Origin of the sequence: Desulfovibrio subterraneus, from assembly GCF_013340285.1 — a bacterium.
Lineage (GTDB): Bacteria > Desulfobacterota > Desulfovibrionia > Desulfovibrionales > Desulfovibrionaceae > Halodesulfovibrio > Halodesulfovibrio subterraneus.
This window is the reverse complement of record NZ_BLVO01000012.1, coordinates 462,784-477,203: the sequence shown is the minus strand read 5'-3', so window position 1 is coordinate 477,203 and position 14,420 is coordinate 462,784. Positions and strand designations below refer to the sequence as shown.

The window sequence follows — 14,420 nt, the reverse complement described above, 5'->3', positions numbered from 1 at the left end:
TAATGGATGCAGTTTCTCGTGATTATCGGGGCCGGATTTCCGGTCAGCGCCCTTCAATCATGAATATGCCGTACGATGCGCGAAGGTTGGGCAGCAGACTCACATGCTTCGGATACTGATCTCCGGCTGGCATGGTCACGGCCTCCTGCCGCATGATGCGGAAGGGAATCTCGGCTCCGTAATTATGAAAATCGTTCAGGGTCAGCACACGGATGTTGGGGGTGTCGTACCATTCATAAGGCAGTTCGCGGGTCTTTGGAGCGCGGCCGCCGAATATGGCCTGCAGGCGCACCTTCCAGTACCCGAAGTTGGGAAAGCTCACGATGCCGAACCGCCCCACACGCAGGAGCTGCTTCAGCATTCTGGTGGGCCGGTGCACCTGCTGCAGCGTCTGGCTGACGATGACATAGTCGAACGCCTTGTCGGGATAGTTGGGCAATTCCTCGTTCACGTTGCCGTGCACCACGGAAAGTCCCTGCCCTATGCACTGGGCCACGCGGGCTTCTGAAAGTTCAATGCCCGTGCCGAATACGCGCTTGTCGCGCACGAGATGGCCGAGCAGCTGGCCGTCTCCGCAGCCGAGGTCAAGCACGCGGCTTTCCGGCTCAATCCACGAGGCGATGACCTGCTGGTCGAAACGGAGCGGCCGGTCAGATGGCCGCGCGCCACGGGAGGTATCTGTCTGGTTAGCGGACATGGCGGAAGAACCCTCCCAGAATATCGGCAAAATGGTTGTTGGGAAGCAGAAAGGCATCGTGTCCCCATTTCTCCGTGATGTCGCAGAAGCTTACGTCCCTGCCTGTCCGCTGCAAATGCGCGACCAGCCCCTTGGACTGATAGCTGGGGTACAGCCAGTCCGAGGTGAAGGAGATGACCAGAAAACGCGTGTCGGATGCGGCAAAGGCCTGCGCTGCGTAGCTTTCCGGCTTTTCCAGCTCCAGGTCGAAGTAATCTGCCGCCTTGGTGACATATAGAAAGGAGTTGGCGTCGAAGCGCTGCACAAACTTGCGGCCCTGATGATGCAGATAGCTTTCCACCTGAAAATCCGTTTCGAAGTTGAAGGACAGATGCTCCCTGTTCTGCAGGTTGCGGCCGAACTTCACGTGCATGGATTCATCGGAAAGATAGGTGATGTGGCCTATCATGCGCGCCACGGCGAGGCCGAGATCCGGCGCGGGACCGCCGTAATACCCGCCCTGCTTCCAGTTGGGGTCGGAGATGACAGACTGCCGGGCCACCTCGTTAAAGGCGATGGCCTGCGCCGAGTGCCGCGTGGTCGTGGCAATGGGAACAGCCGCGGCAACCATTTCAGGATACCGCGCCGCCCACTCCAGCACCTGCATGCCCCCAAGCGAACCGCCGAGAACCGCGCACAAGCGGGTAATACCGAAATGCCGCACCAACTCACGCTGCGCCCGGACCATGTCGGTAATGGTGACCACAGGAAAATCCAGCCCGTACGGTTCACCCGTGGCCGGATTCAGACTCGCCGGTCCGGTGGAACCGTAACAGCTGCCAAGAATGTTGGAGCAGATGACAAAGAACCGGTTCGTATCCACGGGCTTGCCGGGGCCGACATACTCGTCCCACCAGCCGGGCTTTTCCTGCCCGTCGCGAGTTGAAGCCGCCACATGCGAGTCGCCTGTCAGGGCGTGACAGATGAGCACGGCATTGCTTTTGTCGGATGCCAGCGTGCCGAAGGTTTCATAGGCAAGCTGCACACCGGCAAGCTCCGCCCCGCTTCTGAAAACAAGCGGCTCAGGCAGGGTGAACAGGCTTGCCCCGTTGGCTGCGGTTTCCGCCCCGGAAGAATTGGATTGCGTCATACGTATACCTCTGCATCCGCAGAGAGCCGCGCACGTCCGCCCTCGCTGGAGGGAGGATATGACACGGCAACACCGCAGAATACGGTAGATGCGTTGCACGAAAGCACACTGGTTACAGCATGGCAGAAAACGGGCCGCGCTGCACCAGTGAAGCATTATATTTAGTGAAGCATTATATTTACGGGTAGCAACAGAAAGAGAGTAAGCCCTTCAGGGCCTGCTCACTAGCGAGGGCGATGCCCTGACCGCATTCGCCGACCACGGGTACAGTCGGAAACACGGACGGGCACAAGGCGGGGTTCGGGACGAACCGCGCGAAGGATCATGGCGGCAAGACCACAGGCGAGGCCTATGGCTATGATGGTCTGTATGGCGAGGGTAATGGTGATCATAGTATTGTTACCTCATCGGTCCCGCTGTGCGGGCTGGCAGTAGCACCTTGACCAAATGTCGGATTCAGGTTGCTAGGCGGTCTGCGAGCCAGGTCTCTCACGCCTTCTTAATGATCTTTGATCCTGATAAGACGCCCGACGATCGCCGTCAAGCAGAACAGCCAAGAAAACTCCCGCCACTGAACCGAAAGCCGTACCAGCAGTGTACGCCCCGCATCCGGAGAGAGTCCCTCACAACGGCGCACTGCGTATGGCGACTGGCCGCGCCGCGCCCCCCCCCTGCATAGACGCCAGCTAGACATTCACCCCGCATTCGCGATTGGCCGGACATTCACCCCGCATTCGCGATTGGCCGGACATTCACCCCGCATTCGCGGTTGGCTGCAGATTCACGCCGCGTACGCCAGCGGCTGGACATTCGCGCCAGCATGCCCTATCCAGACCTATCCGGAGTCCGGCATCACGGGCTGCGGACACATCATACGCAACATTCCCGGCACCCAAGCCAATCAGAGGTACTGCAATGACACTTCTCTCCCAGCAGGTTTCCGGCTTCATCGAGAACTCCTCATGGATCCGGAAGATGTTCGAATCAGGCATCGCCCTGAAGAAACAGTATGGCGCGGATGCCGTATGCGATTTCAGCCTCGGCAACCCCGACGTGCCCGCCCCCGCACTGGTAGGCGACATTCTGCGCGACCTTGCCGACAAGTGCGAAGAGCCCTTCACCTTCGGCTACATGCCCAATGGCGGTTTTCCGTGGGCGCGCCAGATCATTGCCGACCTCGTGAAGAAGGAACAGGGAGTGGAAGTCTCCGGTGATGACTGCCTCATCTCCTGCGGCGCTGCCGGTGCCATGAACGCCTTTTTCCGCGCGGTGATGGAACCCGGTGACGAGGTGGTGGGCGTGGCCCCCTATTTCGTGGAATACGGTTTCTACACCTCCAACCATCAGGTGACCTTCAAGCCTGCCAAGTCCAAGCCCGACACCTTCGAGCTGGATATCGACAGCATTGAAGCCGCCATGACGCCCAAAACCCGCGGCGTTATCATCAACTCGCCCAACAACCCCACCGGCGCGGTGTATACCAAGGAAGAAATCACTTCCCTCGCTGCCCTGCTGGATGCCAAGAGCAGGGAATACGGCCGCCCGATATTCCTGATCTCCGACGAGCCTTACCGCTTCCTCGCCTTTGACGGCGTTGAAGTGCCGAGCGTACTGCCCCTGTATGACTACGCCGTGGTGCTTTCTTCGTTCTCCAAGAACCTGTCGCTGGCAGGCGAGCGCGTGGGCTATGTTTGTCTTTCGCCCCGCATGCCCGAACGCGGCAAGCTCATGGCCGGACTCATGCTCACCAACCGCATTCTCGGCTTCGTGAACCCGCCCGTCATCGGCCAGCATCTGCTCAAGGCCGCCCTCACTGCACAGGTGGATGCAGGCATCTACGCAAAGCGCCGTGACGTGATGGCCCGCGTGCTCACCGAAGCCGGATACGACTTCCTCATGCCCAAGGGGGCGTTCTACTTCTTCCCCAAGGCTCCCGGCGGAGACGATGTTGCGTTCTGCCAGCGCCTGATGGAAGAAAAGGTGCTCGCCGTACCCGGAACGGGCTTTGGCGGCCCCGGTTACTTCCGCCTGACCTTCTGCGTGGGCGAAGAAGTTATCGAACGCGCGGCAGAAGGCTTCAGAAAGGCCAACCGCTAGCGGCGAAAAACTCACGCGTTATTTTGTGCATCATTCAAACGGCGCATCCCCGCAAGCGATGCGCCGTTTTCCTTGAATGACTTCAGGCGGTTGTCACCAACGCTTTTTTTGAAAACGCCTGTAACTTTCCCTTGACAAGCGGACCGGAACCCTTGACTTTCCTTCGGGACTCGATTACCGATCTCGCTCTTATGTCTTTCTCGTGGAGTGCTGATGTTTGAGACTCTTTCCGACAGACTGAATTCTGTATTCAAAAAGTTCAGTGGTCAAAAGACCCTGAACGAGGAAAACGTGCAGGAGGGCCTGCGCGAGGTTCGCCTTGCCCTGCTGGAAGCGGACGTTAACTTCAAGGTGGTGAAGGATTTCACCGACCGTGTCCGTGAGCGTTGCCTTGGTCAGGAGGTGCTCAAAGGCGTCAACCCTGCGCAGCAGGTCATCAAGATCGTTCATGACGAACTGGTGGAACTGCTCGGCGGCGACACCACGAGCCTGAACCTGAGCGGTGCAAAGCCCCATGTCATCATGATGGTGGGCCTGCAGGGGTCCGGTAAGACAACGTCGTCCGCCAAGCTGGCCAACTTCCTGCGCAAGCAGAAGCTGAAGCCCTACCTTGTGCCCGCCGACGTCTACCGCCCCGCTGCTATCGACCAGCTGCACACGCTGGCGAAGCAGTTAGGCATTCCGGCGTATGCATCCACAACGCAGATGAATCCTGTGGATATCGCCGTTGCTGCCTATGCGGAAGCGCGCGAACAGCAGTGCGATGTGATACTGCTCGACACCGCCGGCCGTCTGCATGTGGACGAACAGCTCATGAACGAGCTGGTCAACATCAAGGAAAAGCTCAATCCGGCTGAAATCCTTTTTGTTGCAGACGCAATGACCGGTCAGGACGCCGTTACCGTGGCCGAGGCGTTCAACGCCAAGCTCGGCCTCACCGGTGCCGTGCTCACCAAGATGGATGGTGATGCCCGCGGCGGCGCAGCCCTTTCCATCAAGACCGTTACCGGCACTTCCGTGAAGTTTGTCGGTATGGGCGAAAAAATTTCCGACCTTGAAGTCTTCCATCCGGACCGAATCGCCGGACGCATCCTCGGCATGGGTGACGTGCTCACCCTCGTTGAAAAAGCGCAGGCCGAGGTATCGCAGGAAGAAGCCGAAGCCATGGCCCGCAAGATGCAGAAGGCCGAATTCGACTTCGAGGACTTCCGCACCCAGATGCGCCGCATGCGCAAGCTCGGGTCGCTGGAAGGGATTCTCAAACTTATCCCCGGCATGGGTGCGCTGAAGGAAAAGCTCGGCGACCTGAACGTGCCGGATAAGGAAATGAACCGCATCGAGGCGATCATCAACTCGATGACGGATCAGGAACGCCGCAATCCCGACCTCATCAACGTCAGCCGCAAAAAGCGTATTGCAGGCGGCTGCGGTCTGAAGGTGCAGGACGTGGACAACCTCATCAAAAGCTTCTCGCAGATGCGAATGATGATGAAGCAGATGATGGGTGGCGGCGGCAAAAAGGGACAGATGGGCAAAATGCCCAAGATGTCCAACATGCCCACCATTCCCGGGATGAATCTGCCCGGAATGGGCAAACTGCGCGGCCTGCCCGGCAAGGCAAAGGCCGATATGTCCAATCTGGATGCCATGCAGGCCATGCAGAGCATGGGCGGGATGGGCGGCATGCCTGGAATGCCCGGCATGCCCGGTTTCCCCGGGATGGACGATGGCGAAGCGTCTCAGGGTCCTTCCAAGGACGACCTGAAGAAAAAGCGCGACGCCCGCAAAAAGGAAAAATTGAAAAAGAAGCAGGGTCGCAAGAAAAAATAGCGGCTCCTTGGTACGATAACGAAGACACGGAAACCGGGGGATTCTTTCCCCTTGCGCTTTCCGGGAAAAACCATATTATTACATAATATAATGGGAGAACAACGAGATGGCCGTTAAACTCAGACTGACCCGTATGGGCAACAAGAAGCGTGCATTCTACCGCGTCGTGGCGATCAACACTCTGTCCCGCCGCGATGGTCGTCCTCTTGAATACTTGGGCTTCTACAACCCCATGGTCGAGCCTGCCGAAATCAAGATTGACATGGACAAGGTTCAGAAGTGGATCAACGACGGCGCTGAGCCCAGCGACACCGTTCGCGCCCTTCTCAAGCAAGTTAAGTAACTTCTGTTCATGGCGACCTGCCTAGGCAGCTCACCTATTGCTGACATCCTGCTGAACAACGACTGGAGGTGAGCCATGTTGAAGGATCTGGTTGAGTACATCGCGAAATCGCTTGTAGACAACCCTGACGCAGTGTCCGTAGCTGAGGTCGAGGGTGAACAGACTTCTGTTCTTGAACTGAAGGTAGCCAAGGAAGACCTTGGTAAAGTAATTGGCAAGCAGGGCCGTACGGCCCGCGCGATGCGCACCATCCTCGGTGCCGCCTCCACCAAAGCCAGGAAGCGCTCTGTTCTGGAAATTCTGGAATAAAGCCTCCGCCCGGGCGGATGACTGACAGTCGACTCTTACAGATAGGCTTGATCGTCAAGCCACACGGATTGCGGGGGGAAGTCTGCGTCGAATACTACGCGGACTCCCCTTTACTTCTGAGCGATCACGTGTGGCTGCAGAAAGGCAAGTCAAAGCCCACCCTTCACAAGGTGGTCTCTACGCGTACCCATCAGGGACGCGAGTTGCTTCTGCTTGAGGATTGCCGCGATAGAAACTGCGCAGAAACCCTGCGCAACGTAATAGTGCTCGTCCCCGAGAGCTCTCTGCCCGACCCCGATGAAGATGAGGTATACCTCTATCAGCTCGAGGGTCTTGAAGTGCGCCTTGAGGATGGCTCGTCCATCGGACACATCGTTAACTTTCAATTCAACGCCGGATCAGAGGTCTGGGTGATAGAAACGCCGGACAAGCGGGAAGTACTCTTCCCCGCCACCGACCAGTTCGTCACCGGTGTGGACCTCGACAACGGCACCGTCACCATTGCACCGCCAGAAGGACTGCTCGACCTCTATCTGGGCGGCGAGTAGTACATCCATCATGCAGTTTACCATCGTCACACTCTTTCCGGAGTTCTTCGACTCTGCGCTCGGGTGCGGACTCATGGCCAAGGCCAGTGAATCCGGACTCGTTTCGTTCGCGTTCAAGAACCCGAGGGAACATACGACGGACAGACACCACACCGTGGACGACCGCCCCTACGGTGGCGGTCCCGGCATGGTCATGATGGCAGACCCTCTGGCAAAGACTCTTGGCAGCATTCAGGCATCTTCGGGCAAACCCGGCAGAATATTGATGATGGCCCCCAAGGGGCGTCCGTTCACGCAGGCCATGGCCCGCGAACTGGCGCAGGAGGAATCCGTCACCATCATCTGCGGGCGCTACGAAGGGTTTGATGCACGGTTGGAAGAACTCTTTTCCATTGAGCCTGTCTCCATAGGGGACTATGTGCTCAACGGCGGAGAAACCGCTGCCCTTTCGGTTATCGAGGCCACATCGCGCCTTGTGCCCGGCTACATGGGACACGAAGACTCCGGCGAAGAAGAGAGCTTTTCCGCAGGCTTACTTGAATATCCACACTACACCCGCCCCGATGTTTATGAAGGGCTGGCAGTGCCGGATGTTCTGAAATCCGGCGACCACAAGCGCATAGCCGAGTGGCGTCGTGAGCAGGCGTTGAAGATAACATTGCACAGCAGACCTGATATTTTGCAGGAAGCACCGCTATCTTCCAACGATCTGGAAATATTGAAAAAAGAAGACAGAAATCGCGTCGGACGAAATCTCTTTTGCGCACTGGTTCACTATCCTGTTGTAAATAAAGAGAAAAAATCTGTCGCAGTTTCTTTGACAAACCTCGATATACACGATATAGGCCGCTGTTCATGCACCTATGGTCTCGGTGGTTACTACATTTCCACTCCCATCGAAGATCAGCGGCGCATGCTGGATGAGCTGCTCCGGCACTGGGTGACCGGTCCGGGAACCGCCGCCAACCCTGACAGGGGAGAGGCATTGCAGATCATCCGTGGTGTCGGATATATTGAAGACGCCGTGCGCGATATTTCGGAACGGACCGGACAAAAGCCCCTGTTGGTTGCGACGAGCGCCAAGGGAGCGGGCAACATGAGTGTTGCCGACCTTCGCCAGCTGCTGGCGGAACGTCCTGTCTTGCTTCTGTTTGGTACGGCTCACGGTCTCGCCCCGCAGGTTCTTGAGGAGTGTGACGGGATACTGCGGCCGGTTCGATACCTTGACGGCTACAACCACCTCTCGGTGAGGACGGCTGCAGCCATTATCATTGATCGGATACTGGGCGACGCCCTGTGAGCGCCGCACCGTAAAGTTTACAAACGAACGCAAACCCCACGTAACCCGTGTTGCGAAAAATTAGGCCAAAGGGGACACTAATATGAATGCTATTCAGAAGATCGAACGTGAACAGATGCGCATCGACATGCCGAAGTTCAACAGCGGCGACACCGTTAAGGTGCACATGCGTATTATCGAAGGCGAAAAGGAACGCATCCAGGTTTTCCAGGGTGCCGTAATCCGCATCAGCAACGGCACCACCGGTGCTACCTTCACCGTCCGCAAGGTTTCCGAAGGTGTTGGCGTTGAGCGCGTGTTCCCCATGCACTCTCCCTCCATCGAACGTGTGGAACTGGTTCAGGAAGGCCGCGTACGTCGTAGCCGCCTGTACTACCTGCGCGACCTTAAGGGTAAGGCTGCCCGCATCAAGCCCAAGAACCGCTGGTAAGCAGTTCGGGCTCTTGCACCAAGGTGATGAAAGGGGTTGGCACTGCCAGCCCCTTTTTTCGTGCCTGAAGAACGGTACTGCCAACCCCGTCTTGCCTGCATTATCCGCCCCGAGCCGCCATAAAAGCGGACCTCACGCGCTTTTCCCTTGAACTGGCAGGAAAAACCTGTCTACAAAGACACACAGCCCGAACCAACTTCAACCATTCCCGGAAGATACATGCCACGCAAAAAAGCCGCCTCCACCCTTACCATGAACCTGCTCACGCCGGACGGAACCGAACCGGATCTGCAGGCAACATGGCCGCTCCCCTTTGCCGGAGTGGACGAAGCAGGCCGTGGCTGCCTTGCGGGTCCTGTTGTGGCCGGTGCCTGCATTCTTCCGCAGGGCCTCGTCATAGAAGGCCTCACCGACTCCAAAAAGCTTACCGAGAAAAAGCGCGAGGCGCTCTACCCCGTCATACGGCAGCAGGCCCTTGCATGGGGCGTGGGGGTTGTCTGGCCCGCCGAGATAGACCGCATCAACATTCTGCAGGCCACCTTTCTGGCCATGCATCGTGCCGTGCAGGCACTGAAGGTGCCACCGGTCTTTCTGGCCATTGACGGCAACCAGAAGATACCCGCGGAACTGGCAGGAGCCATGGCCCAGACCACGGTGGTCAAGGGCGACCTCAAGATTCCGGCCATATCCGCAGCGTCCATTCTGGCAAAGACCTTCCGCGACAGGCTCATGAACAGCCTGCACCACCGGTATCCCCAGTACGGATTTGCACAGCACAAAGGCTACGGCACGCAGGAGCATATTGCCGCCATCGCAGCATCAGGCCCCTGCCGGATGCACCGGCTCACCTTTGCCAAAGTGCGTCCCGAGAAGGCATCAGAAGTGATGACGGAGCAGGCTTCGCTATGGTAGGCAACCACGGTGGATTCACAGCAAAGCCGCAGCATCTCGTCACCGGAGCAAACGGGGAAGAGGCCGCAGCCCGCTTTCTGACCGACCGCGGGTACCGCATTGCCGCGCGCAACTGGCGGCACGGCAAGCTTGAGCTGGACATCGTCTGCACACGTGGCAACGAAACCATCTTCGTGGAAGTAAAAACGCGTGCGCAGGGTTCGCTGCAACGCCCTGACGAAGCGCTGACGGCAGCCAAACGGCGCAGCCTGATACGGGCGGCGCAGCAGTATATTTCAGCGGCAAACCTGTGGGACAGGCCTTGCCGTTTCGACCTTATCGCCGTTGTGCGCAGCGGCGACACCTATCACGTGGAGCACATGGAAAATGCCTTTGATCTCTCCCAACCTGTGGGTAGTGGCAACACCGCTTGGCAACCCTGGTGATCTTTCTCCCCGTGCGCGCGAGGTGCTGGAAGCCGCCGACCTTGTGCTGGCGGAAGACACCCGCCGCGCCGGAACCCTGTTCAAGATGACAGGGGTTACCGTAAAAAAGCTCGCCAGCTTCCACGACCATAACGAGGAAGCAAAATCTCCCTCGCTGGTAGAGGCCATGCAGCAGGGACAGGTTCTCGCGCTGGTTTCCGATGCGGGCATGCCCCTGTTTTCCGACCCCGGCTACAGGTTGGTCCGGCTTGCCCGGCAGGAAGGTCTTTCCGTCTCCGTGGTCCCCGGCCCGAGTGCTCCCCTGACGGCGCTCGCTGCCAGCGGCATAGCGCCGCAGCCGTTTACCTTCATGGGCTTTCCCCCGCGCAAGAAAAGCGATCAGGAAAAATTTTTCGGCGAATTCCGTTCCGTGCAGACCACACTGGTCTTCTTTGAGCGAAAAAACCGCCTTGCGGAGACGCTCGCAGTTGCCTTCGGCGTGCTCGGCCCACGGGAACTGTGCGTTGCGCGGGAATTGACCAAGACACATGAGGAGTTTATCCTCACCCGCCTGGAGGCGCATGCCACTGTGCCGGACGACCTGCTGGGAGAAATCACGGTTGTTGTCGGCCCGCCGGAAAGTGTGGACAAACCCGGTGATGAGGCCGTTCTCGACCTTATCAGGGAAGAGTCCGCTGCCGGCGGCAAACCCCGGGATATTGCCCGCCGCGTGAAAGACCGCGTGCTGGGCTGGAGCGTGGGCGAAATATACCAGCTCATGCAACGCTGATGCATTTTCCATAAACGGCTGCAAAACACAGGACACTTTCCGGCCAACGAGACCACGCCATGAAGACCATGACGGATGCCCGAACTCTGCTGCGCTGCTTTCTGCGCACCTACCTTGTAGGTGCCGCATTCAATACGCGCGGCCTGCAGAATGTGGGAATAGTCTATGCCATGGAGCCGGGTTTGCGCGCCATATATCCCGACCCGAAACAGCGGCGTGATGCCAGAAAGCGGTACCTGAAGCATTATAACACCCACCCTTTCTGGACCCCGTTGCTGGTGGGCACCTTCCTCTCGCTGGAAGCACTCATTGCCCGCGGCAAAGCGCCGCCGGAAATGCTTACGACCCTGAAGGACACCACCACATACACCCTTTCCGCCATCGGCGACTCCGTATTCGGCGGCAGTTTTCTGGTATTCTGGTCGCTGACCACCACGTGTATGCTCGTGGCGAACCTGCACTGGGCAGCACTATGCTGGACAGGTTTACTCTTTCTCAGCCTGCAGGCTTTCAAGCTGTTCACCTTTGCCGCCGGCCTTCGCGGCGGGCTGAAAGTGCTGAACATGCTCAGAAATTGGGATCTTATCAACTGGGGGGAGCGACTGAAACTCGCCAACGCAGTTGTTCTTGTGATACTATTATATGAAGTCTGGCCCGGTGCGCATCCCCAATACGCATGGGAACGCCCGGGGGAGCTGGCATGGGGGCTTGCCAGCGCCGGATTGTGTCTGGCCGGTTGGGTGCTTGCGCGCTTCCACCTGTCCAGAATAATACTCTTCTTTATTCTGGCACTGGTTGCGGCAGCCGTACCCATGCTGACAGGATATTTCTCTTCCGGCATATGAGCCGGCAGAGCCCGAAAAGGAATGCACAGAGTGCGTAATACGATTACCGAACACGAGGATTGCTTCGCAGCAATCATCCTTGTGCAAAATGAACTGGGGCTGCATGCGCGCCCTGCTGCGCGCATAGCACAGGAAGCCCAGAAGTTCCGGTGCGAACTCCGGCTTGTGGTGGAAGATCAGGAGGTGGATGCCAAGTCCATCCTCGACATTCTTTCCCTTGCCGCCGTGCGTGGAACCGAGATCACCCTGAAAGGATGGGGCGACGATGCACGTCAGGCCCTTGAGCATATGGCCGATACCCTGCACCGCACATTGGGAGAGGGGGCGTAAGTGGCACGCGAAATTCTTCACGGAGTAGCGGTTTCCGCCGGCATATCCATCGGCAAGGCGTTTTTCATCAACCGCCAGAGCAGACGGCATATCCCCCGCGAAACCATTCCGGCCAGCAAGGTGGATTACGAGATCGACCGGCTCACCGCCGCGTCCAACATGGTGCGCGACGAGTTCGAGGCGGCCCGCGCCAAGGTTCCGGAAGAACTCCGGGAGCATGGGGCCATCATAGATTCGCACCTCATGATATGTCAGGACCCCAAACTCATGCTGGCCGCAGCCACACGCATACGCGATCGTGGCATTACGGCGGAATGGGCGCTTGAACAGTCCGTGGAGACCATTGCCGCAGCCTTCAGTGCCATTGATGATCCGTATATCCGCGAACGGATTCAGGACGTGCGCGTGGTTGCGGAGCGCATCATGCAGCGCTTACTCGGCGGCGCGGACACCTCGCGCGCCCTTGAGGAGCGCATGGTGCTCATGGCGCACGATCTTACGCCGGCGGACACCATCGAGCTGGAGCAGGACAAAATCATGTCCTTCACCACCTGCGAGGGTGGCAAAACTTCGCATACGGGCATTCTTGCCCGTTCGCTGCAGATTCCCGCCATTGTCGGCGTGGAAGGTCTGGAAGAATGCGTTCGCGACGGAGAGCTCGTCATCGTGGATGCCCTGCGCGGGCGAATCCTCATCGATCCCACCGAAGACGAACTGGCAGACTATTCCGACCTGAAATACCAGTTCGAGAACTACCAGAAATCCATCATCCACCAGTGCAAACTGCCCGGTGAGACCGTGGACGGGTTCCGGCTCGATATTCAGGCCAACATTGAACTGGCCGACGAACTGCAGAGCGTGCTTGATAACGGTGGCGAGGGCGTGGGCCTCTACCGTACGGAATATGCCTTTCTGAACCGCAAGAAGGCTCCCACCGAAGAGGAGCTGTATCGCGAATATGCCACACTCGCGGAACGGCTTGCCCCTGCCAAGGTCACTCTGCGCACGCTCGACGTGGGCGCGGACAAGATGATGAACACGCAGGAAAAGCTGGAAGAGGCAAACCCCGCCCTCGGGCTGCGTGGCATACGTTATTGCCTGAAAAATCTGGATCTTTTCCGCATGCAGCTGCGGGCCATTCTGCGGGCCAGCGTGCATGGCAATGTGGCTGTCATGTTCCCCATGATTTCCGGAATCAAAGAGGTACGGCAGGCCCGCTACCAGCTCAACCTCGTCCGGCAGGAACTGGACGAGGCCGGTATTCCCTATAACCCCAACATGCCTGTGGGCATCATGATCGAGCTGCCCAGTGCGGTCATGATATCCGAAACACTGGCGCAGGAAGTGGACTTCTTCTCCATCGGCACCAACGATCTCATCCAGTATTCGCTGGGGATCGACCGTGCCAACAAGCATGTCTCCTACCTGTACCAGCCCCTGCACCCCGCCATTGTGCGGTCCATCAAATATGTGGTGGACGCGGCGCACCGTGCGGGCATAGAAGTGAGCGTCTGCGGCGAAGTGGCATCCGACCCCTACTGCATCCCCATCCTCATGGGCATGCAGATTGATGCGGTCTCCATCGCTCCGCAGGCCATACCCGGCATAAAGCGCATCATCCGTCAGGTGAACATGGAAGAGTGCAAGCAGCTGCTGCGCGATGTGCTCAGCCACGCCACTGTTTCCAAAATCAACCGCAAGGTGCGCCAGACCATATTCAAGCGCTTCCCGGAAGAGCTGACATTTTTTGCATCCCTGCTCGATCAGGACGATTAGACACAGACATGAGCAAGAAGAACAAAAAGGAATCCAGCGGGCATATCGCAAAGAACAAGAAAGCCCGCCACTATTACGAACTCATCGAAAACCTTGAAGCCGGTATAGAACTGCGCGGCACCGAGGTAAAATCGTTGCGCGCGGGCCTTGTGGCCTTCCGCGACAGCTACGTTCAGTTCAGAAACGGTGAGGCATGGCTTGTGGGCCTGCATATCGCCCCCTATGAAAACGCAGGCTACGCCCAGCACGACCCCGACCGCGAACGCAGGCTTCTGCTGCACAGCCGCCAGATTTCTGCATGGGCCGCCAAGGTGGACCAGCGCGGTTTCTCCGTGGTGCCCGTTTCCATATATTTCAAGGAATCCCGCGTGAAAGTGGAAATTGCGCTCGGACGAGGCAAAAAGCTGCACGATCAGCGCGACACCATCAAGGAACGCGATATTCAACGCGACGTGGCCCGTCAGTTGGCAGGCATGTAGTGTTGTTGAAAGCCGGAGGAGTGAAGAGAGCCTCCGGCGGGGAGGGCTCTGCCCTCCACCCGACAGGGGGCTAAGCCCCCTGTACCCCGTGAATGACGTAGGTATTTGGAGCTTCGCTCAGCATATGAGGCTGAGCCGAGTGTGTCTTTCACTTCACGCTTTTTGATACGGGCACGGAGAGCACAAACGCCTCTCTCCCCG

At 58.2% G+C, this 14,420-nt stretch carries 17 protein-coding genes and 1 riboswitch; of the genes, 14 read left to right on the top strand and 3 right to left on the bottom strand.

Annotated elements, in window-relative coordinates:
- Window positions 1–43 precede the first annotated feature (43 nt).
- From metW to HUV30_RS06055, 3 genes are all read right to left on the bottom strand, one after another.
- Complete coding sequence (gene metW / locus HUV30_RS06065; protein WP_174404514.1) at window positions 44–697, bottom strand: methionine biosynthesis protein MetW; 654 nt, start codon at window positions 695–697, stop codon at window positions 44–46.
- Entirely contained in the window at window positions 687–1,826 is a 1,140-nt protein-coding gene (gene metX, locus HUV30_RS06060; RefSeq protein WP_174404513.1) for a homoserine O-acetyltransferase MetX, read from the bottom strand. The genes metW and metX overlap by 11 nt, the downstream gene beginning before the upstream one ends.
- Before the next feature lie 224 nt (window positions 1,827–2,050).
- The gene (locus HUV30_RS06055) at window positions 2,051–2,218 is read right to left on the bottom strand and encodes a hypothetical protein (RefSeq protein ID WP_174404512.1); all 168 of its coding nucleotides are present in this window, start codon (window positions 2,216–2,218) and stop codon (window positions 2,051–2,053) included.
- 9 nt (window positions 2,219–2,227) lie between these two features.
- Window positions 2,228–2,335, bottom strand: a riboswitch (SAM riboswitch).
- Window positions 2,336–2,741: 406 nt separating this feature from the next.
- Between HUV30_RS06055 and HUV30_RS06050 the strand changes: the two genes are divergently transcribed.
- From HUV30_RS06050 to smpB, 14 genes are all read left to right on the top strand, one after another.
- Window positions 2,742–3,923 (top strand): pyridoxal phosphate-dependent aminotransferase, encoded by a 1,182-nt coding sequence (locus HUV30_RS06050; protein WP_174404511.1) that lies wholly within the window; start codon window positions 2,742–2,744, stop codon window positions 3,921–3,923.
- A 213-nt stretch (window positions 3,924–4,136) separates the two neighbouring features.
- Window positions 4,137–5,753 carry a signal recognition particle protein gene (gene ffh, locus HUV30_RS06045; RefSeq protein ID WP_174404510.1) on the top strand — a complete coding sequence of 539 codons (1,617 nt, stop codon included), beginning with the start codon at window positions 4,137–4,139 and terminating at the stop codon, window positions 5,751–5,753.
- A 106-nt stretch (window positions 5,754–5,859) separates the two neighbouring features.
- The gene (gene rpsP / locus HUV30_RS06040; protein ID WP_174404509.1) at window positions 5,860–6,096 is read left to right on the top strand and encodes a 30S ribosomal protein S16; all 237 of its coding nucleotides are present in this window, start codon (window positions 5,860–5,862) and stop codon (window positions 6,094–6,096) included.
- Between the two features lie 75 nt (window positions 6,097–6,171).
- Entirely contained in the window at window positions 6,172–6,405 is a 234-nt protein-coding gene (locus tag HUV30_RS06035) for a KH domain-containing protein (protein ID WP_174404508.1), read from the top strand.
- A gap of 17 nt (window positions 6,406–6,422) precedes the next feature.
- Complete coding sequence (gene rimM / locus HUV30_RS06030; RefSeq protein ID WP_174404507.1) at window positions 6,423–6,953, top strand: ribosome maturation factor RimM; 531 nt, start codon at window positions 6,423–6,425, stop codon at window positions 6,951–6,953.
- A 10-nt stretch (window positions 6,954–6,963) separates the two neighbouring features.
- Window positions 6,964–8,253 (top strand): tRNA (guanosine(37)-N1)-methyltransferase TrmD, encoded by a 1,290-nt coding sequence (gene trmD, locus HUV30_RS06025; RefSeq protein WP_174404506.1) that lies wholly within the window; start codon window positions 6,964–6,966, stop codon window positions 8,251–8,253.
- Window positions 8,254–8,335: 82 nt separating this feature from the next.
- A complete protein-coding gene (rplS, locus tag HUV30_RS06020; protein ID WP_174404505.1) occupies window positions 8,336–8,683 on the top strand; it encodes a 50S ribosomal protein L19 in 348 nt (115 codons plus the stop codon).
- A gap of 252 nt (window positions 8,684–8,935) precedes the next feature.
- Complete coding sequence (gene rnhB / locus HUV30_RS06015; RefSeq protein WP_205245201.1) at window positions 8,936–9,595, top strand: ribonuclease HII; 660 nt, start codon at window positions 8,936–8,938, stop codon at window positions 9,593–9,595.
- Window positions 9,589–10,020: a YraN family protein gene (locus HUV30_RS06010; RefSeq protein WP_174404503.1), complete on the top strand. Its 432-nt coding sequence runs from the start codon at window positions 9,589–9,591 to the stop codon at window positions 10,018–10,020. The genes rnhB and HUV30_RS06010 overlap by 7 nt, the downstream gene beginning before the upstream one ends.
- Complete coding sequence (rsmI, locus tag HUV30_RS06005) at window positions 9,962–10,789, top strand: 16S rRNA (cytidine(1402)-2'-O)-methyltransferase (protein WP_174404502.1); 828 nt, start codon at window positions 9,962–9,964, stop codon at window positions 10,787–10,789. The genes HUV30_RS06010 and rsmI overlap by 59 nt, the downstream gene beginning before the upstream one ends.
- Before the next feature lie 68 nt (window positions 10,790–10,857).
- A complete protein-coding gene (locus HUV30_RS06000; protein WP_174404701.1) occupies window positions 10,858–11,634 on the top strand; it encodes a PTS system mannose/fructose/sorbose family transporter subunit IID in 777 nt (258 codons plus the stop codon).
- Window positions 11,635–11,655: 21 nt separating this feature from the next.
- Entirely contained in the window at window positions 11,656–11,964 is a 309-nt protein-coding gene (locus HUV30_RS05995; RefSeq protein WP_174404501.1) for an HPr family phosphocarrier protein, read from the top strand.
- Window positions 11,965–13,740, top strand: coding sequence for a phosphoenolpyruvate--protein phosphotransferase (gene ptsP / locus HUV30_RS05990; protein ID WP_174404500.1), 1,776 nt, complete (start codon window positions 11,965–11,967; stop codon window positions 13,738–13,740). It abuts the gene before it with no gap.
- A gap of 8 nt (window positions 13,741–13,748) precedes the next feature.
- Entirely contained in the window at window positions 13,749–14,219 is a 471-nt protein-coding gene (gene smpB / locus HUV30_RS05985; protein WP_174404499.1) for an SsrA-binding protein SmpB, read from the top strand.
- Window positions 14,220–14,420 lie beyond the last annotated feature (201 nt).